This window comes from Microcoleus sp. CAWBG58 (assembly GCF_020883045.1).
GTDB lineage: Bacteria > Cyanobacteriota > Cyanobacteriia > Cyanobacteriales > Microcoleaceae > Microcoleus.
Window position 1 is genome coordinate 27,968 of the sequence record NZ_JAHRFA010000021.1, and the last position, 24,872, is coordinate 52,839.

The 24,872-nt window shown below is 45.3% G+C and carries 17 protein-coding genes; 9 read left to right on the forward strand and 8 right to left on the reverse strand.

What is annotated here, in order from left to right:
- Window positions 1-1,665 (reverse strand): S8 family serine peptidase (locus QZ918_RS11780; RefSeq protein WP_293335012.1); only part of this gene is annotated, 1,665 nt, incomplete at its 3' end.
- A 627-nt stretch (window positions 1,666-2,292) separates the two neighbouring features.
- Window positions 2,293-3,177 carry a 4-hydroxybenzoate solanesyltransferase gene (locus tag QZ918_RS11785; RefSeq protein WP_293335016.1) on the reverse strand — a complete coding sequence of 295 codons (885 nt, stop codon included), beginning with the start codon at window positions 3,175-3,177 and terminating at the stop codon, window positions 2,293-2,295.
- Window positions 3,178-3,403: 226 nt separating this feature from the next.
- Here QZ918_RS11785 and QZ918_RS11790 point away from each other — a divergent pair, with 226 nt between their 5' ends.
- Both QZ918_RS11790 and QZ918_RS11795 read left to right on the forward strand, forming a co-directional pair.
- The gene (locus QZ918_RS11790; RefSeq protein ID WP_293335019.1) at window positions 3,404-5,020 is read left to right on the forward strand and encodes a Ppx/GppA phosphatase family protein; all 1,617 of its coding nucleotides are present in this window, start codon (window positions 3,404-3,406) and stop codon (window positions 5,018-5,020) included.
- Window positions 5,021-5,217: 197 nt separating this feature from the next.
- Window positions 5,218-6,651: a protein adenylyltransferase SelO gene (locus tag QZ918_RS11795; RefSeq protein WP_293335022.1), complete on the forward strand. Its 1,434-nt coding sequence runs from the start codon at window positions 5,218-5,220 to the stop codon at window positions 6,649-6,651.
- Window positions 6,652-6,862: 211 nt separating this feature from the next.
- Here the strand turns inward: QZ918_RS11795 and QZ918_RS11800 are convergent, their stop codons facing one another.
- The 3 genes from QZ918_RS11800 to QZ918_RS11810 all read right to left on the reverse strand — a co-directional run bounded on the left by QZ918_RS11800 (window position 6,863) and on the right by QZ918_RS11810 (window position 11,786).
- On the reverse strand, window positions 6,863-9,052 hold the full coding sequence (locus tag QZ918_RS11800) for a tetratricopeptide repeat protein (RefSeq protein WP_527250400.1): 2,190 nt from the start codon (window positions 9,050-9,052) through the stop codon (window positions 6,863-6,865).
- 146 nt (window positions 9,053-9,198) lie between these two features.
- On the reverse strand, window positions 9,199-9,363 hold the full coding sequence (locus tag QZ918_RS11805) for a hypothetical protein (RefSeq protein ID WP_293335028.1): 165 nt from the start codon (window positions 9,361-9,363) through the stop codon (window positions 9,199-9,201).
- Between the two features lie 224 nt (window positions 9,364-9,587).
- Complete coding sequence (locus tag QZ918_RS11810; protein ID WP_293335031.1) at window positions 9,588-11,786, reverse strand: tetratricopeptide repeat protein; 2,199 nt, start codon at window positions 11,784-11,786, stop codon at window positions 9,588-9,590.
- Window positions 11,787-12,537: 751 nt separating this feature from the next.
- Here QZ918_RS11810 and mnmE point away from each other — a divergent pair.
- Window positions 12,538-13,923: a tRNA uridine-5-carboxymethylaminomethyl(34) synthesis GTPase MnmE gene (mnmE, locus tag QZ918_RS11815; RefSeq protein WP_293335034.1), complete on the forward strand. Its 1,386-nt coding sequence runs from the start codon at window positions 12,538-12,540 to the stop codon at window positions 13,921-13,923.
- A gap of 378 nt (window positions 13,924-14,301) precedes the next feature.
- Here the strand turns inward: mnmE and QZ918_RS11820 are convergent, their stop codons facing one another.
- A complete protein-coding gene (locus QZ918_RS11820) occupies window positions 14,302-15,840 on the reverse strand; it encodes a SagB/ThcOx family dehydrogenase (RefSeq protein ID WP_293335037.1) in 1,539 nt (512 codons plus the stop codon).
- Window positions 15,841-16,069: 229 nt separating this feature from the next.
- Here QZ918_RS11820 and QZ918_RS11825 point away from each other — a divergent pair, with 229 nt between their 5' ends.
- From QZ918_RS11825 to QZ918_RS11840, 4 genes are all read left to right on the forward strand, one after another.
- Window positions 16,070-16,591 carry a pentapeptide repeat-containing protein gene (locus QZ918_RS11825; RefSeq protein ID WP_293147458.1) on the forward strand — a complete coding sequence of 174 codons (522 nt, stop codon included), beginning with the start codon at window positions 16,070-16,072 and terminating at the stop codon, window positions 16,589-16,591.
- Window positions 16,592-17,220: 629 nt separating this feature from the next.
- Window positions 17,221-17,562, forward strand: coding sequence for a hypothetical protein (locus QZ918_RS11830; protein ID WP_293335040.1), 342 nt, complete (start codon window positions 17,221-17,223; stop codon window positions 17,560-17,562).
- Window positions 17,563-17,703: 141 nt separating this feature from the next.
- Window positions 17,704-19,782, forward strand: a complete 2,079-nt coding sequence (locus QZ918_RS11835; protein ID WP_293335043.1) for a dynamin family protein — start codon at window positions 17,704-17,706, stop codon at window positions 19,780-19,782.
- A gap of 333 nt (window positions 19,783-20,115) precedes the next feature.
- Window positions 20,116-21,801 (forward strand): dynamin family protein, encoded by a 1,686-nt coding sequence (locus QZ918_RS11840; protein WP_293335046.1) that lies wholly within the window; start codon window positions 20,116-20,118, stop codon window positions 21,799-21,801.
- Here QZ918_RS11840 and QZ918_RS11845 read toward each other — a convergent pair.
- On the reverse strand, window positions 21,768-22,094 hold the full coding sequence (locus tag QZ918_RS11845; protein WP_293335049.1) for a hypothetical protein: 327 nt from the start codon (window positions 22,092-22,094) through the stop codon (window positions 21,768-21,770). The two genes, QZ918_RS11840 and QZ918_RS11845, sit on opposite strands and share 34 nt — an antisense overlap.
- A gap of 102 nt (window positions 22,095-22,196) precedes the next feature.
- Window positions 22,197-22,586 (reverse strand): SMU1112c/YaeR family gloxylase I-like metalloprotein, encoded by a 390-nt coding sequence (gene gloA2, locus QZ918_RS11850; RefSeq protein WP_293335052.1) that lies wholly within the window; start codon window positions 22,584-22,586, stop codon window positions 22,197-22,199.
- Between the two features lie 354 nt (window positions 22,587-22,940).
- On the opposite strand from gloA2, the gene ilvC reads away from it, so the two are divergent.
- Together ilvC and QZ918_RS11860 are read left to right on the forward strand one after the other, a co-directional pair.
- Complete coding sequence (gene ilvC, locus QZ918_RS11855; protein WP_293147470.1) at window positions 22,941-23,939, forward strand: ketol-acid reductoisomerase; 999 nt, start codon at window positions 22,941-22,943, stop codon at window positions 23,937-23,939.
- Between the two features lie 175 nt (window positions 23,940-24,114).
- Window positions 24,115-24,393 carry a hypothetical protein gene (locus tag QZ918_RS11860; protein WP_293335055.1) on the forward strand — a complete coding sequence of 93 codons (279 nt, stop codon included), beginning with the start codon at window positions 24,115-24,117 and terminating at the stop codon, window positions 24,391-24,393.
- The last annotated feature ends 479 nt before the right edge of the window (window positions 24,394-24,872 follow it).

The window sequence follows — 24,872 nt, forward strand, 5'->3', positions numbered from 1 at the left end:
CTGTTTGCCGTCTCCGCTGTAGTCTGCCCAGCCGACGGAACCGTAGTAAACACCAGGAAGGGAAATACTGGTATCTTCAGTAAAACCACTGCCCGTGTTTTTGTACAGTTTAGAGATGTAGCCTGAATTTGAGTAACCAGTCAACAGAAAATCCTGTTTGCCGTCTCCGCTGTAGTCTGCCCAGGCCACGGAACTGCCGTAAACACCAGGAAGGGAAATACTGGTATCTTCGGTAAAACCACTGCCCGTGTTTTTGTACAGTTTAGAGATGTAGCCTGAATTTGAGTAACCAGTCAACAGGAAATCCTGTTTGCCGTCTCCGCTGTAGTCTGCCCAGGCCACGGAACCGTTGCTAACACCAGGAAAGGAAATACTGGTATCTTCAGTAAAAGAGCCTGAACTTGGGTTGCTACTCAAAGCATTATTAACGTTTAACCGACCTCCTGAAACAGTCTTACCACTCAAAGCGGAAATAGGATCGGTTGTTTGCAGCAGCTTGTCTTTAACTTGCTGTGCTGTCCAAGTGGGATTTTGAGACCATAGCAACGCCGCCGCCCCGGTGACATGGGGAGATGCCATTGATGTCCCAGAGATAGTATTGTAGGTAGAGTTAGGCCAGGCGCTATAGATATCAGAACCGGGTGCTCCTAAATCAACACTGGTGGCTCCATAGTTGGAGAAAATGGAGATTCCATCGGTGCGGGTGGTTGAGGCAACAGAGATAATATTAGATAGGTTGTAGCTGGCAGGATAAACAGGAGCTGCATCATTGTTATTTCCATAATCATTACCTGCTGCTGCAATAAATAAAGCTCCCTGTTGTCCGGCAGTATTGATGGCATCGGATAGGGCTTGAGTGTAGCCCCCGCCTCCCCAAGAATTATTCGTAAGTTTTACTCCCTTCGCCGTTGCATAGTTAATTGCCAAAATCGCATCAGATAGATAGCCGGAACCACTATCATTTAAAAACTTAAGTGGCATAATCTTGGCATTCCAAGCAACGCCGGTCACACCAACACTGTTGTTGCCTTTTCCGGCAATGGTTCCCGAAACATGGGTACCGTGTCCCTGCACATCCATCGGGTTATTGTCGTTATAGGCAAAGTCCCAGCCGCGAGTGTCATCTATATATCCGTTATTGTCGTTATCGATGCCATCTCCGGCGATTTCCCCTGGATTTGTCCAGATATTGCCCACTAAATCGGGGTGGTTGTAATCAACTCCCGTATCAATAACGCCGATAACTAAGTTGGGGTTTCCTTTTTGAATATCCCAGGCTTCCGGGGCGTCGATGTCTGCATCGGCTGTTCCCCCACTTTGACCTGTGTTGTTTAGTCCCCATAATTGGGAATAGCCTGGGTCATTGGGAGTTGTGGCTTGGGGTGTAATTGTTGCTAATTTTTCTTGAGCAGGACTGGTTTTTTGGATATCTTCAAGGGTGATAATATAATCCGGCTCTATGTATTCAATGCGAGGATCGTTCTTATAAGCGGATATTGTTTGTTCAACCTTTCCTGAAGGAATCTGCCAAATGTCAATCCCAAGTTGTGAAGCTTTGGCGACGTTGGTCACTCCGATTTCTGCCTGCAAGCTGGTAATTTCACTTGAATTCGCGGTGGGCTTCAGTTTGACTATTACACGATTGGGGTTAAAATTTGTAGCCATGATATCGTATTTTTTCCTTTTTTTCTGGGTGGTGGTTACTTTTGTCTCGCGTTTACAAATGCACGCAAATTCAACTCAACGAGCAAAAGTTTAGAAAGTCGTTAAACTCGCTTCACTTTCGGTCGCTATGTATCTATGAGCACTGCCCCGGAGTCTTGACATTTAGTTGCAAAACTTTACACAGGGTGTGCGATCGCCCGTAGAACATGGCACAGGAGCAATTTTATTTTTGCAATATAAAATTTATACCGCTCAAATTTCTAGAGCCACCACACAGTGGCCTAGTTTTTCATACTTATGTATGTAGTTAAGTTTTGCTTACTTCACAAGAATAATATTCGTTATTAGAAGCCACCACATCAGCAATATGTCTAAAGAGTCTAGGCCAATTGGCTTAGTAGGTAAGTATATTTACGTAGCTGAAGCGTAAAAAAGGAGGAAGAAGCGATCGCTCGTTCCCCCGGGATGTACGTAGGGCTGTTTCATTCTCAGGTAAATCATCGTTTTGTAGGGGCGGTGGATGGTGCGTGCCCGCCCTCATGGCTTAAATCGATGTGAATCTCTTCTGTCAAGCTTCAATCATTTGAGTTTCACACAAATTACGTGCGGAAAAAGCCCAACAATAAATCAAAAAATCTCCCCAACAATCATCCCCGCCAATATCACAAATCCCACCCAAACATTTTGGCGAAAGATTTCACCGTAAACAGGCTTGGGAATATCGGCTTTTCGCAGTTGACTGTACTGCAAAAACCACAAAATTGCCGCCACACAAATTGCTATCCAAAAACCGACGTGCAAGTGCAGATTAATTCCCATTGCTGCTAATAAACCTACAGTACCAACAAAGAAAAAACCCACAGCATTAGTTACGTTATCCCCGAAAAAGATAGCGCTGGAATTGACGCCCACACGCAAGTCATCTTCTTTGTCGCTCATTGCGTAAACTGTATCAAATCCCATCGTCCACAACACTACCGCGCCCCACAGCAACCAAGTTGCTAATTCTAATTTATTAACGGCGGCACTCCAACTAATTAAAACTGCAAATCCCCAGGCAATTGATAACACTAATTGCGGCACTGGGAAAAATCTTTTTGCTAGCGGGTAGCAGATAATTACTGGTACGGCGCCAACGCACAGCCAGAAACTTAAAGGATTGAGATAAAATGCGAGAATCGCGGCGCAAGCAAAGGAGATTAAGGCAACTCCTATTCCAGTTTGCACTGTTAGGGCGCGGGATGCTAGGGGGCGCGATCGCGTTCTTTCTACTTCAGGATCGATATCGCGATCCCACAAGTCGTTGATCACGCATCCCGCCGCACTTGTTGCTAAGGTGCCCAACACTATCACACCTACCAATGCTGCGGGCGGCTTTCCCTCTGCTGCTAAAAAGACGGCCCACAGGGCTGGAAGCATTAAAATTAGCCGCCCTGCTGGCTTGTCCCACCTCAAAAGCTTCACGACGGTTAGTAATGTGGATTCGGTTTGGCGATCGGGCTCGGTAAGCATTTTAATTTTAGGTTTTAGATTTTTAATATTAAATGCTATCAAATTTTAGGCAAAATCACCTACTATAGCGGTTCTCAAAAAAGTGATGTATGTCCCGATGCCCTCTTTGCCCCATGCCCGATGCCCGATGCCCGATGCCCTAATTACCGATTTTTGTTGATTTAATATCGCGCCTCACTGGATTCGTGAAATAATTATAAATATCTGTCAACCCCGATACACTCCAATGGTTAATTCACTTGCTGCTGCGGAGTCAAATCGCATTATTGCCGCTATTGATATGGGTACTAACTCGTTTCACATGGTGGTGGCGCGGATCGATCCGAAATTGCCTGCGTTTGCGATTATTGCTAGAGAAAAAGATACGGTTCGGTTGGGCGATTGCGAGGCTAAAACAGGGTGTTTGAAGTCAGAGGTTATGCAAAGGGCGATCGCAACTTTGCGCCGTTTTCAAGGTATTGCTAAAACTTTTAATGCAGAACAAGTTATAGCTGTGGCTACCAGTGCGGTTCGAGAAGCGCCTAATGGGCGGGATTTTCTCAAACAAGTTGCTGACGAATTAGACTTGAATGTGAGCTTAATTTCCGGACAAGAAGAAGCCCGGAGAATTTATCTCGGCGTACTTTCGGGTATGGAATTTAACAATCAATCGCAGGTGATTATTGATATTGGTGGCGGTTCTACGGAGTTAATTTTAGGAGATAGTTCTGAACCGCGCTGTCTCACGAGTACCAAAATTGGTGCTGTGCGTTTAACAGGAGAATTTGTCAAAACTGACCCGATTAGCCGGGAGGAGTTTTCCTATTTGCAAGCTTATATTCGGATTTCGCTGGAAAGACCGATCGACGAATTGCGATCGCAATTCAAGATAGGCGAAGATCTGCGCTTGATCGGCACTGCTGGAACCATCGAAACTTTGGCTGCAATTAACGCTCGCGAAAAATTGGGAACCGTTCCCAGTCCGCTGGCTGGATATCAGCTAAGTTTAAAAGATTTGCGCGAGCTAGTCAATCGTTTCCGCAAACTTTCCTACTCCGAAAGGCTGGCTATTCCCGGAATGTCGGACAAGCGGGCGGAAATTATTCTCGCCGGGGCGTTGATTTTGCAGGAAGCGATGGCGTTATTAGGCATGGAATCGCTCACGGTGTGCGATCGATCTTTAAGAGAAGGCGTCATTGTTGACTGGATGCTAAGTCGGGGTTTGATTGAAAACCGCTTGCGCTATCAAGGCTCAATCCGCCAGCGCAGTGTTCTGCACATGGCCCAAAAATATCAAGTTAACTTACAACAAAGTCAAAGAATCGCAGAATTTGCCCTAAATTTGTTCGACCAAACCCAAGGAATCCTGCACAATTGGGGAAGTGAAGAACGCGAGTTGCTGTGGGCGGCATCGATTCTGCACAACAGCGGTTTGTACGTCAGCCATTCGGCGCACCACAAACATTCTTACTATTTAATTCGCAATGGTGAATTATTGGGATACACTGAAACTGAGATTGAAGTAATTGCCAATATAGCTCGCTATCACCGGAAAAACCCGCCGAAAAAGAAACACGAAAATTTTGTCATTCTCCCGAAAAAATACCGAGAAGTCGTTAGTAAATTGCATCCATTTCTGCGGTTGGCTGTGGCTTTGGATAGGCGGCAGATTGGGGCAATTACTGATTTCAAATGCGAACACCGCCCGGAAGTTCGAGAATTTCACTTGCGGCTGCAACCGCTCAATCCCGGAGATGATTGCGCTTTGGAACTGTGGAGTTTAGATTATAAAAAACCGTGTTTTGAGGATGAGTACAATCTGAAATTAGTTGCAACTTTAGAGCCTACTCTCGTTCCTATTTAAATACAAGGTAGAGCAACTGTAGGGTGCGTCAGGCGAAAATAATCTGTCTCTTGTCAAAAAAATCAGTCCTGACGCACCCTGCAATAACTAACCGTAGGGTGCGTCAGTCGCAGATTCTCTGTCTCTCCTTCCAATTTTTACAACTGACGCACCCTACAATAATTGCCAATTTGAACATTTTAATATAAAATAGACAAATGTCAAATCCCTTGCTTTCCCTCAACTACGAACCCGCCCTCGAATCCCTCGGTGGCGACTACTTTGATGAAGTCCCGGCGGCAGATTTTCCGCAGCACATCCTCCGTTTCCGAAACGATCGACTATTGCCGACATTGGGCTTAGATCCCGCACAAGTAACGGACGAAGATTTCATTCAAGCATTCGGCAAATTTCACTGCGTGCGTCCCTTTCTCGCACTCCGCTACCACGGCTATCAATTCAACGAATACAACCCTAATTTAGGCGACGGTAGAGGCTTTTTGTACGGCCAAGTTCGCGGCACTGATGGTAGACTTTACGACTTCGGCACTAAAGGTTCCGGCCGCACTCCCTACTCGCGCAGCGCTGATGGTAGACTCACTCTCAAGGGGGGAGTTCGCGAAGTTTTGGCGGCTGAAGCTTTGCACCGATTGGGAGTTCGCACGTCTCGCTGTTTTAGTTTAGTTGAAACGGGCGAGGGTTTGTGGCGGGGCGATGAACCTTCTCCGACGCGATCGTCCGTGATGGTGCGTTTTAGCCACTCTCACATCCGCTTTGGCACTTTTGAAAGGCTAAATTATATCCGTCGCCCGGACTTAATTAAAAAACTTTTAGATTTTGTCATTGAATATTATTATCCTGAACTTCATCTAGAAGCTAGCAATTCTGCTATTTCACCGGAAGAAAAATATGCACTTTTTTATGCGGATTTAGTTAAGCGTGTAGCAGAATTGGTCGCTCAGTGGATGGCGGCAGGTTTTTGTCATGCGGTGCTGAATACTGATAATATGTCGATTACTGGTGAAAGTTTTGATTACGGGCCTTTTGCGTTTATTCCGACTTATAATCCGAAGTTTACAGCAGCTTATTTTGACTATTATGGTCTTTATGCTTACGGCAATCAACCGTTTATTTGTCACGGGAATTTGGAGAAGCTTCAGCAACCGCTAGCTGCGGCGATTCCTCAAGTTGATATGGATGCTGCTTTGGCTAAGTTTGGTGGGTATTATAATGCTACTTACCGACAGTTGATGCTCAATAGGTTGGGATTTGAGGATTTGTCTGAGGCTGATGGTGATGAGCTTTTGAAGCTGACAATTAAGATGCTGGCGGAGTCTCAAGTTGATTATCATGATTTCTTTTTTCAATTGCGAAGACAGTTCGATCGCACTTGGCGAGATGATGTCAATCAAATCTTTAGCGAGGCGGAACCCGCGGAGTTGTTAGCACCTTGGCGGGAGTTTTATTTTCACGTTTTGCAAGGTTTGTCGGCGGATGATATGGATAAGATGGCGGATAGGTTGCGGAAGCACAATCCGGAACAATCGCTTTTGAGGCCGACGATTGAGGCTGTTTGGGAACCGATCGCTCTTGAGGATAATTGGCAACCTTTTTATGATTTGGTTGAGCGAATTCAAAATCCAGAAGGTTAGTAAGGTACGTTGTTGCGATGAAAGCGCTCTTTGCATATATCTATGAAAGAGCGGATTAAAATCTTCACAAGGTACGTAGTTGCGCTTTAGCGCTCTTTTGGATATATACAAGAAAGAGCCGACTAAAGTCTTCACAAAATATGTTATTGCGATAAAAGCGCTATTTGCATATATAAGAAAGAGCGCTGAAGCGCAACTACGTACCTAATAATTATTTGAGTTTGTCAATCTCAAATTGTGCGTCTTTGTAACCGCCGGTAAGTCCTTGATCGAGAAAGATTTTGCCCGCTTTTTCTAAGTCGCTAATTGCTCCTGCTTTGTCTCCTAAGGAGCGGCGTACCATGCCTCTACCGTAGTAAGCACCAGCATAATTCGGATTGATCCGAATGGCTTGCACGTAATCGCCGATCGCACTATTGGAATTATTTAACTGCTGGTAAACCTTGGCCCGATTGGCGTAAGCTTCAGCATCGTTGGGATTGAGCCCGATTGCTGCGGTAAAATCTGCGATCGCCCCCTGTGTATCCCCCCCGGCACTGCGAGCTAAACCGCGATTGCTGAAAGCATTATAATCCTTGGGATTTAGTATTGTCGCTTGAGTGCAATCGGCAATTGCTTTCGGGTAATCCTTCAAATTTAAATAAGCAATACAGCGATTGTTATAGGGAACCCCATCTTCTTCGCTTAGCGAAATTGCCTGAGTGCAATCGTCAATTGCCGCTTGATGAGCTCCCAAATTCAACTGCGTGCTGCAACGATTCGCGTAAGCATCTCCACTCTTGGGATCGATCGCAATTACCTGACTGTAATCCGCCAATGCTCCCTGATAATCTCCTAGGTGAAAGCGCGCTCTCCCCCGACTGTAGAAAGCATCCACATTCTGAGCATCGAGCTTAATTGCCTCAGTATAATCTCCAATCGCCCCCTGCAAATCGCTGCTCCCAGCCCGAGCCAACCCCCGTGAATGATAAGCTTTAACCAAGTTCGGCTGCAACCGAATTACTTCGCTTAAATCCCCAATTGCCGTCTTGTAATCTTGCATTTCTAAATAAGTCACTCCTCTTTCATAGTAAGCATCAACATCGTTGGGCTGGAGCTTCAAAACCTGAGTGTAATCCTCAATCGCTCCGCGCTTGTCGTTGAAATCGCGACGGGCCAGCCCCCGGTTAAAATAAGCCTTAAAATATTGAGGATTGAGAGCGATCGTCTGAGAATAATCGGCAATTGCTTCTTGATATTTTTTTAAATCATAATTAGCATTACCCCGCTGATAAAAACTCTCACCATTGTTAGGATTTAATTGGATTGATTTGTCAAAAGCCTGCAAAGCTGCTGCCGCATCTTGATTGCGAGACTTTGCTACTCCCTTTTCGTAATATTCCTTGGCTTTGATCGGATTCGGGCGGCTGCAATAATTAAACAGAAATACCATAGCAATCGCCCCGCAGCCAGCGAATATCAGCCACCAAAACCGACTTCCCAAACCTGAAGAAAAAGTATTGGAAGACAGTAAGCTCGACGGAGAAATATTTTTATTTTGAGCCGTATTTCCAGGCTCTTGGCGGTGTTTCAGCTTGCTGAGAGCGGCCAAAACTTCCTCAGCCGATGGATAGCGTTTGCTAAATTGGTGGCAGACCATTTTGTCAATTATATTTGCCAGTGCCGGAGAACATTGAGTTCGGTTTCGCCAAACAATTTCCCCAGTGTGAGAAGGACTCGGATCTTGCAATTTTGGCAAATCCGTACCGGGCAAACCAGTGATAGCTTGGATCGCCATCATCCCGACGGCATAGAGGTCGCTGCTAAATTGCGGGTTGCCTTGAAATTGTTCGATCGGCATATAAGCCGGAGTTCCCGTCGCAATTGTGCGCGGAAATTCTGTATCGTACTCGCTGACGTGATTGGCAACTTCTTTAACCGAGCCGAAGTCAATTAAAACTAATTTGCCGTCTGGTTTGCGGCGGATTAAGTTGGACGGGTTAACATCGCGGTGAATCACTCCCTGAGAGTGTACGAAGGCGAGAACTTTTAACACTTCTTCCAACAGATCCAGCACTCTTTCTTCCCGCCAAGGTTGACCGGCCACAATTTCCCGATTGAGGGCGTGACCGGGTACAAATTCTTCTACGAGGTAGAATTGATTGCCTTCTTCAAAATAAGCGAGTAAAAATGGAATTTGATCGTGTTTTCCCAGTTTTTCTAATATTTCTGCTTCTTGTTTAAATAATCGGTAAGCTGTTTTTAGAACTGTGGAAGTGTTGCTGGGAGGGCGCAGTTGTTTGACTACACATTGAGGGTGACCGGGGCGGCGAGTATCGACTGCTAAATAAGTTTGTCCGAAGGCTCCCGAGCTGAGGATTTGGACTACGCGATAACGCCTGTCTAAAAGTTGACCAACCATGTTCATATCGGAATTTGAGAAGTGGTAATTGGTAATTGGTAATTGGTAATTGCGAATTGGTAACTGGGAAGGGGGAGTTGGTAATGGGTATTTCGTAATTGGTGATTTTGCCTGTTTCCTTTTTTGTTCTTGATTTTTCATTTTTGCTAATCACAGTTGGCAGTTGGCAGTTGGCAGTTGGCAGTTGGCAGTTGACGGTTGACGGTTGACGGTTGACGGTTGACGGTTGACTGATAACGGTTGACGGTTGACGGTTGACGGTTGACGGTTGACGGTTGACTGATAACGTTCGCGAGCTGGGACGCTCGCACTACTGACTAATGACTGATTACTAATGACTGATAACGTTCGCGAGCGGGGACAGCACTACTGACTAATGACTGATTACTAATGACTGATAACGTTCGCGAGCGGGGACAGCACTAATGACTAATGACTAATGACTAATGACTAATGACTAATGACTAATGACTAATAACCAATAACCAATAACCAATAACCAATGACTAATGACTAATGACTAATGACTAATAGTTTATTTAGAATCTTTGATCTGTGCTTGTGCGTTTTGAAAACCATCGGCTCTTCCTTGTTCTAGAAACAGTGTTGCAGCTTTCTGAAAATCCTCGATCGCCCCAGCCCGATCTTTGAGTTGGCGGCGGACGAGACCTCGGCTGTAAAAAGCGCTAGCATTGTTGGGGTTGAGCCGTAGCGACTGAGCGAAATCCTCAACCGCTAAAGGGTAATTTTTGAGATCTGAGTAAATAGTACCGCGATTGCTGTAAGCTACGGCATCGCTGGGGTTGAGCTTAATTGCTTGAGTGAAATCTTCGACAGCCCCCTGCTTGTCTCCCGAAGCCTCGCGAGCTAATCCTCGATTGCTGTATGCTTTGGGATTGTTGCTGTTGAGTCCGATCGTCAAACTGCAATCTTCGCTGGCCTTTTGAAATTGCTTTAAATTCAGATGAGCAATGCAGCGGTTGTTGTAAGCTGCTTCATCTTTGGGATCGAGGCGAATTGCTCGGCTGCAATCTTCAATCGCTTTGTCGTAGGTTGCTAAATTTAAGTAAGCGCTGCACCGATTGGTATAAGCATCAACTTGGTTTGGTTCCAATTCGATCGCCCTACTGTAATCTTCCATCGCTCCTTGATAATCTGCTAGATTAAAGCGCGATCGACCGCGACTGTAGTAAACCCCAGCTTCCTTGGGGCTAATTTGAATCGCTTGGGTAAAATCCGCCATTGCTCCGGTTTTGTCGCCGTCGGCCGATCGAGCTAAACCCCGATTGCTGTATGCTGTAGCATCGTTGGGATTGAGCCGAATTGCTTGGGTGTAGTCTTCAATTGCCGCGCGGTAGTCGGCCAAATCGTAATAGGCTAAACCCCGCTGATAATATATGTCACCGTTGTTAGGATTGAGCCGCAATACTTGGGTAAAATCTTCCACAGCCCCCCGCTTGTCGCCGGTGTCGCGGCGGGCCAGAGCTCGATTGTAGATGGCTTTGGTGTGGCTGGGATTGACTTTAAGTGCTTGGGTGTAATCGGCAATTGCTTGCTCGGTGGCGCCCATGTCGTAGCGAACGTTAGCCCGCTTGTAGAAAGTTTCGGCATCGCTGGAATTGAGGGCGATCGCTTGGGTATAATCGGCGATCGCGCCTGTTTTGTCACCTTGCTGCGCCTTCACAACACCGCGGGCGAACAATTCTTTGGCCCTCGCCGGACTTTGACTGTGCCAAAAGTAAATTATCAGTGCTGTCAAGATCGAAGCTGCGGCGATAACAGCAAACAGCAACAGTCTGCTTGGGCGCTGCCTCGGCTGCAATTGACCGATCGCGTGGGTGATGATGGTGGCTGGCGATCGCCCAGACTCGGATTTTACCGTGATTTGTTGGAGGTCTGCCAAAACTTCGGTGGCTTCGTGATAGCGTTCCTCGCAGTCGGAGCGCACCATTCGATCGATAATATCTGCTAGAGCCGCCGAACAAGTCGCCCGATCGCGCCAGGAAATTTTGCCTTGGTTTTTTAAGCCACTCAGTTGCTCGGGCGATAGTCCCGTTACCGCAAGCTGGGCGATCGTACCTAGAGCGTAGATGTCGCTATTGTAACGGGGGTTGCCTTGCGATTGCTCGATCGGCACATATAATGTTTCAGCAGCCAACTCCGGTTTTTTTCCCAAAGGCTTTTTAACAGAGTTTGGGGATGTTGGCGCCAACAAATGAGAATTAACGAGCTCCGGGTTAATTTCTTTGTCTAAGCTAAAGTCAACCAACACAAATTTGCCGTCTGACTCGCGTCGAATTGTTCTGTCTGGTTGAATTCGGCGGTGGATGAAACCGTTGGAGTGTATAAACACCAAAACTTCTAATATGCATGATAGCAAAGCAATTACTTGGTCTTGTGCCCAAGGTTCACCAGGTATTAGTTCTTGGCTTAAAGGTTGACCGGCAATAAATTCTTCTATTAAGTATAAACTTTGGTTTTCCTCAAAATACGCCAATAATTCGGGAATTTTGTCGTGTTTGCCCAATTTTTCTATTATTTCTGCATTTCTTTGAAATATAATTTTGACTAATTCTGGAGTTTGCGAATTTGTGCCGAGGAGCCGCATTTCTCTAACCGTGCATTGCGGATAACCGGGACGGTGAGTATCTGCTGCTATATAAGTTTTTCCCACTTCACTTGAGTCTGTGACTTTAATGATGCGGTAACGTCTGTCGAGAAGTTGACCAATCATGCTCTGCCCTCTACCCTGTTAATGTTCGATTATCGCATGAAACCAGGATAGCAAAAAGATTTGGCGGACTAATTTTTTAAGTTCGATCGCGTCGTCACTCGCGCCCAAAAACGGAAGGAGCATCTCATTTTTGTAAAAAGCATTTTTTCTTTGAGCGCAAGCGTCCCCGCTCGCGTATTGTACAATACGCGAGCTCCCGACAGCACTATAAATACAAAAAATACAAAACTGAGATGCTCCCAAAAACGGATACTTGCTTTCGGACACTCGTCGCCCGCTGCTCAAAATTTCCGACTTTTGTTCAATCTGTAGATTCACTGCGCCGCAAGTCAATCTAAAATCTTAAATCTACAATCTAAAATCGACTGAATGGGACTTTCTGGGCGCTCCAGATGGAGGGGTTCGCTAACGGATTGGCGATCGCACTCAAGCGCGGCGGCCACCCTGTTTTAAGATCTTGGAAAAACCTCTCTGAAATTGTTTATCCTGTCTAATGAGATGAGATATAGCCTTTCTCAAAAAAGTGAGGTATAGCCTTTCTCAAAAAGATGAGGTATGACTGACAGCTTACATAACCTCCCAGACAAAGAGGGCTAAAGCCCAACAACGTCCGCGAATCTTTCTGAGAACCGCTATATGCGTGCGATGCCTATGCCCTATGCCCTATGCCCGGTTTGGCCTATGCCCTATGCGTACTTCATCTTAGTGAGAAAGGCTATATATATAACTTTTGAGGCTGTGAATCGTAAAAATGTCTGAATCACTAACAAAAGGAGGAACGATCGCAGCAATTGCCACTGCGATCGTTCCCCAACAAGGCAGCGTCGGCATTGTAAGAGTTTCCGGTGCCGCAGCCTTAAAAATTGCCGAAACCCTGTTTCGCGCTCCAGGACGGCAAATTTGGGAATCTCACCGCATTCTTTACGGGCACATCCGCCGTCCCAAAACTCAAGAATTAGTCGATGAAGCTTTGTTGTTAATCATGAAAGCGCCACGTTCTTTCACCCGCGAAGATGTGGTGGAGTTTCACTGTCACGGTGGGATTATCGCGGTGCAGCAAGTGTTGCAGTTGTGTTTAGAAAATGGAGCTAGATTAGCGCAGCCGGGAGAGTTTTCGCTCAGGGCTTTTTTGAATGGTAGGTTAGATTTAACTCAAGCTGAAAGCATTGCTGATTTGGTGGGAGCCAAATCGCCCGCAGCCGCGCAAAGTGCTTTAGCTGGTTTGCAGGGAAAATTAGCCCAGCCGATTCGCAAATTAAGAGCAACTTGTTTGGATGTGTTGGCAGAAATTGAGGCGAGAATTGATTTTGAGGAAGATTTGCCGCCCTTAGATGAAGCTAAAACTTGTTTGGAAATCAATCGGATTTTGAACGAATTGTCAAGGATTTTGGCGACGGCAGATCGCGGTGAATTGTTGAGAACCGGTTTGAAAGTGGCGATTGTCGGACGCCCGAATGTGGGAAAGTCGAGTTTGTTGAATTCGTGGAGTAAGAGCGATCGGGCGATCGTCACAGATTTGCCCGGAACGACGCGGGATGTGGTAGAGTCGCAGCTAGTTGTGGGCGGGATTCCGGTGCAGGTGCTCGATACAGCGGGCATTCGGGAAACCGAGGATCGGGTAGAAAAAATCGGTGTAGAGCGATCGCGCGCCGCAGCCAAACAAGCCGATTTAGTCTTGTTGACAATTGACGCAGAATCTGGTTGGACAGCAGGCGATCGGGAAATTTACGAACAAGTAAAACACCGCCAGCTCATTATAATCATCAACAAAATCGACCTAGTAAAAACAATCCCAGAATTACCTTTCACCTCTGAAATTCACCCCGTTGTCACCGCTGCCGCCGCCTTAGATCGAGGTATAGAAGAATTAGAAACAGCCATCTTAGATGCTGTCAGTGGCGGAAATTTGCAAGCAGAAAACTCAGATTTAGCAATCAACCAGCGGCAAGCAGCAGCTTTAACTAGAGCTAAAATTTCGCTGGAAGAATGCACGGATACTATTAACAATAAATTGCCTTTAGATTTTTGGACAATAGATTTGCGCGGCGCAATTCAAGCATTGGGGGAAGTTACGGGGGAAGAAGTGACGGAATCAGTTCTCGATAGAATATTTAGCAAGTTTTGCATAGGAAAATAGTAATTTTAATTGATTTATAACGCTGCTCAGAAAGATGAGGTATGTTGTTGGGCTTCAGCCCTTCTTAGTTTCGTAGAAACCCGGTTTCTCGCCTCCCATGAGTAATCTCTAAAAGTCTACTGAGTGGCCGAGACTTCAGAAACTGGCTTTCTTTAGACCTCTTGCATAAGTCTTTGATCGATCCTTCAACCGCAGATGTCAGACAGATAAACACGGATAAACGCAGATAATTTCAGGGTGTTTTCCGATTTTTGCAAGAGGTCTTTTCTAAACTTCTCGTTACTCAACATAAAACTTCCTAAAAACCCGGTTTCTCGCCCGATTTGGGTAAATTTCATTTAAGTCATATGATGTCTGCTAGAACGATCGCACTCATCCTCACGATCGCGGTCTTCCCAGAGTTGTGATATAAAGCACAGCCTCACTCGTAGGAATACCGAGAACGTCATTCACGAGATCGTCAAAAAAGCCCGCAATACCGCTGACACCCAAACGCAGTTGAATCGCTGCTAAATTCAACCGCTGGCCCAAATGACCCGCATCCATGTGCAAATATCGGTAAGCGCGATCGCCATATTTGGCAACAGCCCTATTCAAATCCGCCGTGTGAAACAACAGGGCTGCCGCATCTCTGCCCAAATCTTGCCCCAAACACAAATAGTGCAACTCCCTGCGGAAATTCTTGAACCGAATTTGCCGCAATTCTTGAGCTTTCGGAGCGTAATAATAACAACCTTCTTCTAACCCATGCACTCCCGAAACCGCAATAAAAGTCTGAATCAAACTCAGATCGAAATAGTCTGGATAACCGTCTAATCCTTGGTCTATATAGTGCTGCGACTGATAAGTAAAATCAAGCAACGCTAGCAGTTCGCCCAAGCTCAAAGAAGCACCTGTATAAGCACGGGTAGAACGCCTCTTCAGCATCGTATTTTCTAAAGTTTCTTGATTCACTCCCCAAGGAATCGAAGGTGTGACAGTCGAAACTTTAGTGCAAAATGGAAAGTTATATTTGTCTTCTAAATCTCCTTCACTTTCATCCAGTTTCCAGCCATCTACTCCAGTGGGATCTGATTCTAACTGTGTCGCTTTATGGAGGTATTCTAAAATTTTACCTTCGGAAATTTGCGGGTAATCTATCGTCGTTTTTCCTGCCAAAGCCGTTTTAAACTTTGGCAAATTTTGGTCGATGTCTAGCAAGTCAGCTAAACCAATTAAACAGATCGCTCCTTCTTGCTGCGAGTCGATATACAGTAATTGATTGACAGCTTCGTCTGCGAATCCTCCAATCAGGTGAGGTCGGTAATCGTTGATGGCGCAAGCTAACTCGATATTGCTCAATAAATGACCGGTGTCGAGAAAGATTCGCCGATAAGCTCTGTCTGCGTAACGCCAAGAAGAACGGAAGAAAACAGTGGTAACGGCGATCGCCAATTGGGTATTTTCTAACACTGGCGATCCGAAACAAGCCACTTGCAGGGCCGGCCAAATTTCGCTGTCCCAAAAATGAACCAGCGAATGAGTTCTGCACTGATAGTTGTAGAGTCCCGCCGGCAACTGCGGTGTACCCCGCGAGATTAAATAAACCTCTGCTGGGTAGAGCCCGCCCGCCGATGGTGCCGATCGCAAATACAGGTAGCTGTCATCTACCGTCTGCACCTTCGCCGTCAGCCCGTAGCTGCACAGCAACAAACTGGACAACCGATGCCACCAACTGGCATCATCCGGGGAATTTGGATCGTCTGAGGGGTCTTTTAGATAAGGCTTCAGGTCAAAATACGCGCCAATTTTATATTCTTTGAACGGAACTGGTTGCTCTGTCCAATCTAGCTGTCTGCTTTTGGCAGCAATGGTTTGAGGATCGTATTTCGTCCGTTCGTGGTAGTGCTGTGCAATGGAGGGAGGAAGTTCTGGCATATTTCAGTAGAGGATCAGCTTTGGTTTGTTTATCGATCTTGACATTACTAACGGGAAGCATGGTCGAGCAACCCAGAAATTTACAAATATAAAAAAAATCTTAGAAAAAATACGATCGTTGTTACACAAGCTTAACATAAGAAGATGCCTAGGTATAAATACGCAAAATAATAAGCATCAATTATCGTTATGAATTGGCTGCAAAAGCTGTCGTCATTAAGGGATGAAAATGCAAAAGCTAAGCGCTGAGGAATTGCTCGCTCAGTATTCTGAAGGCCAGCGAAACTTTAACGCCGTTGACTTAAGTGGAGATAACTTGTTTCAAGCAGATTTGCCAGAAATAAACCTTTCTGGTAGCGTGCTGACGCGAGCTTATTTGCCCTACGGAAATCTGACTCAAGCCAATCTTTACAAAACACAGTTACAAGATGCTGAATTGGGCGACATTCAACTTTATCAGGCAAATTTGTCGGAAGCTAATTTGTCAGGAGCTAATTTATCTAGAGCAAATTTGCGCCACGCCAATTTGCAAGGAGCAAATTTGTATAAAGCCAATTTACAAGGTGCAGATTTGTACAATGCAGATTTGAGCAATGCCGATTTGAGATATGCTGATTTGAGCCGGACTAATTTGGAGAAAGCAAAGTTAACCAAAGCTCAATTAGCTGGCTGCAACTTATTTCGATCGCGCTTAGTGGATTTATCCGACGCTGAGTGCGATCGCACTACCATCGGCCCCGAAGGATATTGATTTCGCAGCAGTGCATTTGGGCGATCGCCAAAAAGGGCGTCAAGCGCAGCGATCGTCTGCTGGAATCGCCCTTTTTAATATTTCTTAATATTTCTCGACACGGCTGACAATATGAGTTACAGTCGTAGATAACTTATTGTCGTGCAATATTGACAACAAACAACACATATTTCCACATAAAAAAGGTCAAACCTGTCAGGAACCCAACTCTAAAGAGATTGGGCTTGCAAGAGAAATCAAGTAAGCCATTCTGACCAGCCTAAGTCTTCACTGACTACGTTATTTGGGTCACGACACCCTGTGGATGCGACGCCAGTCTCCTGCTCTGTCGCTAGTGGTTAAACAGTTTTAAGGTCACTGAAACAGTGCTGCTAGCCCAACAAGCCCTTATAACATTGGCGAGGCGAACATTACCCCGCAAGGGAGGCTCCACAAGAGCAAACATTATGCGTACAGGGTTGCAAGGTTTGAAACGGTAACTGTCCCGTTGAAAGTGCATTACAAAAGTACACCAAACCAAGCAACTCCAAGGCGGTAATGGCAAGAAAGATTCAAGGCGGTTGAAACCGCTCGGGTTGTTTCCCTCTCAGGTCTAAAGACTCTGAGTTTCTCACTTACCGAATAGTTTTATGAATAATCCAGATGAAAAAGCCAGAGAACTCCGACATAAAGAACAACAACTGCGGAAGCGAGAACAAGAACTTCGACTCAGGGAACTAGAAGCAGAAATTGAACGATCGGTGCCAGAAAATATAACAAGAAAGTACGAGAAAGAAGACAACAATACTCAAAAAAGCAAACTCGAACTATGGCGTCGAAAAATCATAGCAATCAGTCAATTTACAGGCCTGGCAATTGTGGCGCTGGTTGCGCTTCGCATAGCATCTTGGCTGGGAACTGCGGTGATGGTGGGAGCAATTGCTTTCATTGGTTACAAAATACTTTTTCAAGATAAGAATCCCAAGAATTAACTAACAGGCTATTGTAGTCATTTCAGGTCTGTACTGCACATTTTTTCGCAAGAAATAGCGAATCAAATAACTTTTGCACGAACACCATCATGAAATGACTTTGTTTTGAAATATCCAGCAGTAAACAATCATAAAACAACCATGAACCTCAAAGTAGAAACTAGCAGCTTTCTCAACGATTTAGAGCGAGTATCCGCCGTGCGCCGAGAAATTGCCGATCGCCTGAGCAACATCGTCACAGCCATAGAGCGATCGGAATTAGCGGGAATCGAAGCATCAGGAAAACTCGGTTTAGAAACAGACAGCGCCGACATCAATCTCGCCAGCAAAAACTTGCGCCAAGGAGTATTTCGGCTGCTCGTATTAGGCGACATGAAACGCGGCAAAAGCACTTTTCTCAATGCCTTAATCGGAGAAAACTTGCTTCCCAGCGATGTCAATCCCTGTACGGCTTTGCTGACAATTTTGCGCTACGGCCCCGAAAAAAATGTCACCGTTTATTTCAACGACGGCAAAAGCCCCAAACAGCTCGATTTTAAAAGTTTCAAACAAGACTACACAATCGACCCCGCCGAAGCAAAACGCCTAGAATCCGAGCAGAAACCAGCATTTCCCGATATCGACTGCGCCGTAGTAGAATATCCCTTACCTTTGCTAGAAAAAGGCATAGAAATAGTAGACAGTCCCGGCCTCAACGATACAGAATCCCGCAACGAATTATCTCTCGGTTACATCAACAACTGTCACGCAATTTTGTTTGTACTCCGGGCGACTCAGCCTTGTACAATGGGTGAAAGACGTTATCTAGAAAATTATATCAAAGGTCGTGGATTAAGCATTTTCTTTCTGATCAATGCTTGGGATCAAGTGCGGGAAAGTTTGATTGACCCAGACGATCCTGAAGAAATGGCAGAAGCAGAACAGAAATTGGGGCGGGTTTTCAAAGCTAATTTGGCTGAATATTGTTTGACAGAAGGACACGACATTTATGACGAGCGGGTGTTTCCAATTACCTCAATTAAGGCACTCAGGTTGCGGGTAAAAAACCCGGATGCAAATTTAGCAGGAACTGGTTTTCCTGAGTTTATGGCGTCACTAAATACATTTTTGACCCAGGAAAGAGCGATTTCGGAATTGCGTCCGGCGAGGACTTTGGCGCGTCAAATTTCTGCTCGCGTTCGTGAATCTGTCGGGCGCCGTTTACCATTGCTTGAAGGGGATGTCAATGAGTTGAAGGACAAGATTAATTCAGTTGAGCCGGAGTTTAATAAACTGAGTCAGATTCGCGATGAATTTCAACAAGAAATTATCCGAGTTAGAGATAGTAAATCGCGGGCGATCGCAGATTCTTTCCGCACCTACGTTCTCAACTTAGAAAATACCTTTGAAACAGACTTTTTGCGGTATCAACCCGAGCTGAGATTTCTGGATTTCTTCAGCCAAGACAAGCGAGAAGCCTTTGAAGCATCGCTCAGACGAGCCTTCGAGCAGTACATCAACGACAAACTAGCAGCTTGGACTCTCACGGCTGAACAAGAGATGAATTCAGCATTTTCGCAGTTGTCGCAAAGTGCGGCAAATTACGGAGCATCTTACACAAAAGTGACTGAAAAAATTACCGAAAAACTGACCGGGCAAAAAATCCCCGCAGCAGTCAGCAACTCAAACGAAGATAACTCGCCAGCTTGGGCAAAATGGGCGATGGGATTGTTTTCATTAACGACAGGAAACCTGGCGGGCGTAGCAATGGCAGGAGCTGGTTTCGACTGGAAAAATATCCTGCTCAATTTAATTACTGTATTGGGCGTCAGTACGATTTTTGCGAGTTTTACGGGGATTGTTTTGGGGCCGCTGTACTTGGCTTTGCTGGGGATGGGTATTGGGGTTTTGCAAGCAGATGGAGCTCACAAACAGTTAGTGAAAGCAGCTAAAAAAGAGTTGGTGAAGTATCTGCCGCAGGTGGCTCAGGAGCAGTGGCAGCCGATTCACGATGCTGTGAAAGAGTGTTTTGATGTTTACGGGCGCGAAGTGGGCGATCGCATGAATGATGATATTAAGTCTCGGAAAGCTGAGTTAGATAATTTGCTGGAACAAAAGCAATCTCGCGAGATTAATTGTCAGGCTGAATCGGAGCGTTTGGAAAAGTTGGAGGCTGATGTTTCTGCCGAGGCACAGAGTATAGAATCAGTCTATCAAGGTTTCTTAGCATCCGCTAAATGAAGCTCTAAGGTACGTAGTTGCGCTTCAGCGCTCTTTGTTTATATAGACAAGAGCGCTGAAGCGCAACTACGTACCTAAGATTTGGAAAAGTTGGAGGCTAAGGTATGTTGTTGCGCTTAAGCGCTCTTTGTTTATATAGACAAGAGCGCTGAAGCGCAACTACGTACCTACATTTGGAAAAGTTGGAGGCTAAGGTATGTTGTTGCGCTTTAGCGCTCTTTAGTTATATATAAGAAAGAGCGCTGAAGCGCAACTACGTACCTAGAATTTGGAAGAGGACTGAAGTCCTTACTACGAACCTTTTATAAGTCCAAGAATGAGATAATTTTAAATATGCAACAACCCGAAACTTATCAAGATCTAACTAACTATCTCAAATCAGCACTGGGCATCCTCGAATTAGATAAAAACTCCCAACTTTACCGAGATACAAACTCAATTTGCGATTATCTCGCGAAACCAACTTTTCAAATCGCTGTCTTTGGCCCGTTTAATTACGGTAAGTCAACTTTGCTGAATGCAATGCTTGGAAATCGCGCTTTGCCGATCGACCTTGTGCCCACTACCGGTGCTGCCATTTATGTCAACTACGGCGACGAATTGCACGCAAAAATCACCCTCAAAGACGGCACAGAAGTCAGCGAAGCCGGGACTGACGTGTTGAAACGCTACGCCATCCTCGACGACAACCGACAGATGCGGGATGATGTCGCAGCCGTGAATGTCTACTGTCCCCACCCATTCCTGAAAACGGGTGTGGAATTGCTGGATTTGCCCGGAACTAACGATCGCCAAGAACAGGATAACTTAGTTCGGGATAAATTGCTTTCGGCTGATTTGGTGGTGCAGGTTTTGGACGCTCGCAAATTGATGACTCTGGGGGAACGGGAGCATCTGAGAGACTGGTTGAGCGATCGGCAAATTAACACTGTCGTCTTTGTTGCCAATTTTCTCAATCTACTCGAACCAGACGACCAAAAACAAGTATACAATCGATTGTTGTTTGTTGCCGAAAGTTTTCGCTCCAACTTGCCGAACAACATCAGCAATATCTACCGCGTCGATGCTTTACCCGCTTTGAGGGCGAGGCTCAAAGGAGATGTGGCTGCGGCTCAAACTACCGGAATTGCCATGTTTGAATCGGCTTTACAAAGTATTGTCGCAAGTCAACAGGAACAACTAGCAGTTAAGTTGCCGAGAATTGAAAATATAGCTACTAAGATTTGTCAATCTTTGCGAGCGAAATCTGAAACTGTCGCCGCCGAAATAACAGCCGCTCAACAAAAGCAAAAAGACCGAATTGAAATTAAACAAAAAGCTGAAAAACTGATTTCACAAGGCTTTCAAGCCAGCGTTTCCGACTTCGAGATTTGGCTTTACCAGCCCACATTTTTGCGGCGCTATCAATCGGAAATGGCGCTGTCGCTTCAGCAAGGAAGTTTTGATGCGTGGAAGACAAAATTTGAGGAAGATGTGCTCAAGCAGCGGGAAACCATTGCAGAATGGGTAAATAAAGCTTGCGAGTTCTTCGATCGCGAACAGCCGATCGCCCTTTTGATCTCGTTTCCCCCATCCCCGCAAATCGCCCTGCCAGAACCGCCACCAACCGCCGCAGCCAAAAAGTCGATCGAGGGCGAAGTGACTCCAGTCGCGATCGCCACCGGCTTAGGTTGGCTGTTGGGCGGCCCCATGGGAGCAGCAGTAATAGGCGGTGCCAGCTATATTTTGAAGAAAAGAACAGGCTATGAAAAGCCGCCTGAATCGTCAGAAGCTTATCTAAATCAAGTAACAGAAATTTGCAACGAAGCTGCTAAAAACTATCTAATTGGTTTCAGTATCGATACTTTTTTAATGCTGCAACACTACAAGGAAATCGCCGCCAAAGTTATCTGTTTTCAAGACAGCCAAGAACCCCTACAGACAAATATGCAGCAGTATCAGATCCAGTTAATTGATAATTTGTTAGAAAACATCGAATCCAGCTTTCAAAGTACCAAATCTGTAATTAACGGCAAATGATCCGAACCCACATTGCGGACAGTATGAATCTTCAACACACCAATTTCTTTCTCTCGCCGCTTTTGAAAAAATCTCACCAGCAAGCTATCTACCACAAAATAACTAAAATAATTGGCAACAAATCCTGCAATTACCAACACACTTAAACCGCTGAGCGTCCCAAAGGAACCGCCTACTTTCCTCAAACCAGACCAGACGGCTGCATCACCTGTTTTACCTGTAGCTACTATGCCGATAAGTAGCATTAAAGCAGGTAATGCGATCGTGATTGTATTTCTGATGAGTTTGTCCATTAGACTATTTTAGATTGTAGATTGGGAATGAATGATTCAGGTTTCCGGGTGCGGATGGCACACCGATTGACTCGGAGGTGGCTTTAAAAAATTGGCTAATTCTTAAATCTCATAGATTTCTAACGGTAAGTTGTCTGGATCTCTAAAAAAGGTAAACCATTTTTCGGTAATCTCGTCAAAGCGAATTTCTTCTACTTCTATTTGTTGGGATTTTAAGTAAGCAACCGATGCTTTTATGTCTTCAACTGCAAAAGCTAAATGTCTCAAGCCGCAAGCTTCAGGATTGTTAACTCTTTTGGGAGGATGGGGAAATGAGAACAGTTCAATCATTGCACTGCCGTTTCCGACTTGCAAATCTAGTTTGTAAGAATTTCTCTCGGTTCGGAAAGTTTCTTTGATTGTGGAACATCCCAAGACTTCTACATAAAATTTCTTCGATTTTTCGTAATCCGAGCAAATAATTGCCACATGATGTATTGCTTTTATTTTCATTTTGAAAAAGTTACTTGGGTTTTCTGAGATGTAGTAGCATTCTCAATCAGCTTTTATGAACAGGCTTTCCGGCCTGTTCCACAAAGAGTGAATTTTCTTGTGGAACAGGCCGGAAAGCCTGTTAAGAGAGAATGGTGCAAGATGTGAGGTTTTTCTCACAGCACGGTGGGTTATTGACAATTATATTTGACGATCGCAAACTCCCCGACCAACCCGCCTAAATTCAGGGCGAGATTCGTTTATTTTTCCCCACCCAAATCTCGATCGGTAAATTTATGCAAAAAAAGCACCCCACTTTGATAAAATTAGAGTTTTGCAGTCACTCACCCATTTGCATCTCAGGAGACAAGCACCATGGCCCGTATGTATTACGACACCGACGCCAACCTAGACCTCTTAGCCAAGAAAACGGTTGCTATCATTGGCTACGGTTCCCAAGGGCACGCCCACGCGCTCAACCTCAAAGACAGCGGGATGAATGTCATTGTCGGTTTGTATCCCGGTAGCAAATCTGCCGCCAAAGCAACCGATGCAGGTTTAACTGTTCACCCGGTAGACAAAGCAGCCGCCGCCGCTGACTTCATCATGATTTTATTGCCCGATGAAGTTCAAAAAACTATTTACAAAGAACAAATCGAACCTAACCTTTCAGCAGGAAATGTTTTAGCATTTGCTCACGGTTTTAACATTCACTTCGGCCAAGTTGTCCCCCCAGCCGACGTAGACGTAGTAATGGTAGCGCCCAAAGGCCCCGGACACTTGGTGCGCCGGACTTACGAACAAGGCGAAGGTGTTCCGAGTTTGTTTGCAGTATATCAGGATGCTTCGGGCCAAGCGCGCGATCGGGCAATGGCCTATGCTAAAGGTATCGGCGGCACCAGAGCCGGCATCCTCGAAACCACTTTCCGCGAAGAAACAGAAACCGACCTTTTTGGCGAACAAGTAGTTTTGTGCGGCGGTTTGAGCGCCTTAATTAAAGCTGGATTTGAAACCTTAGTTAACGCTGGATATCAACCGGAATTAGCTTATTTTGAATGTTTGCACGAAGTTAAACTTATCGTTGACTTAGTAGTAGAAGGAGGCCTCGCCAAAATGCGCGACAGCATCTCCAATACCGCAGAATACGGCGACTTAACTCGCGGCCCCCGCATCGTCACCGATGACACCCGCGCCGAAATGCGTAAAATTCTTAGCGAAATTCAATCCGGCCAATTTGCTCGTGAATTTGTTCTAGAAAACCAAGCCGGCAAACCGGGCTTTACTTCGATGCGCCGTCAGGAAGCAGAACATCCGATTGAAGAAGTTGGTAAAGATTTGCGCGCTATGTTTAGCTGGTTGAAAAAGCAGGCATAATCGATTTTAGATTTTAGATTTTAGATTTTAGATTTTTCGTTTTATCTAAGATCTAAAATCGCCAATCTAATCGTAATTGTCAAAAGTAGTCCCAACATACAGAATCTGACAGCAGAGCACCTGACAAGCACCAAAAATAAACCGAACACTACTGAAAAGAAAAAAAATCAGTAAATTGGTTATTCCTTGTTTTTTCTACTACCATTGGATTTCTGTCAACTGTCAACTATCAACTGTCAACTATCAACTGTCAACTATCAACTGTCAACTGTCAACTGTCAACTGTCAAAACTATCGACTAGGGCTTTTTTGCAAGTCATCAATATCTTTCTCTCTTTGCTTATTTACCTCTTTCGGCTTTACCCATGACGGCCACAAACTGACGAAGAACTTTCTACTTGCTAAGCTGGTATCTCTTACAGGTTTGGGGAGAAAAGTTAAACTGTCACCGTAAAGGGTAAACAGCGCTACAAACAGCAGCACTATCGGGATAATATTTTTTTTAGGCATGGCAGTTTGGGATTTGAGTTTATAAAAGTCGTTGTTTATATTTTGCCCTGGCGCGAACCAAAAATATCAGCACTCAAGAAAAATAAATCGGTGGGCGAAGCGGGCGCCCAGACAGACGATGCACATATTCCGAATCCTCCCTAACGCCCCTTAATAACCAGGGTGGTTGGTACGTTGTTGGGCTTTAGCCCTTTTTAAACATATATATATAAAGAGGGCTGAAGCCCAACAACGTACCTAATTTAGGGAACAAGATTTCGAGCTTTCTTCCTCCTCCAAGTAGAGGGATGCAATGGTAAGTAAGGTTCGTAGTGCGGACTTCAGTCCGCAAAAAGCTGCGGACTAAAGTCCTCACTACGAACCATTTTTTCAAGGTAATGCACCGGATATGATATTATTAGGTAACTACTAACGACTCTGCTG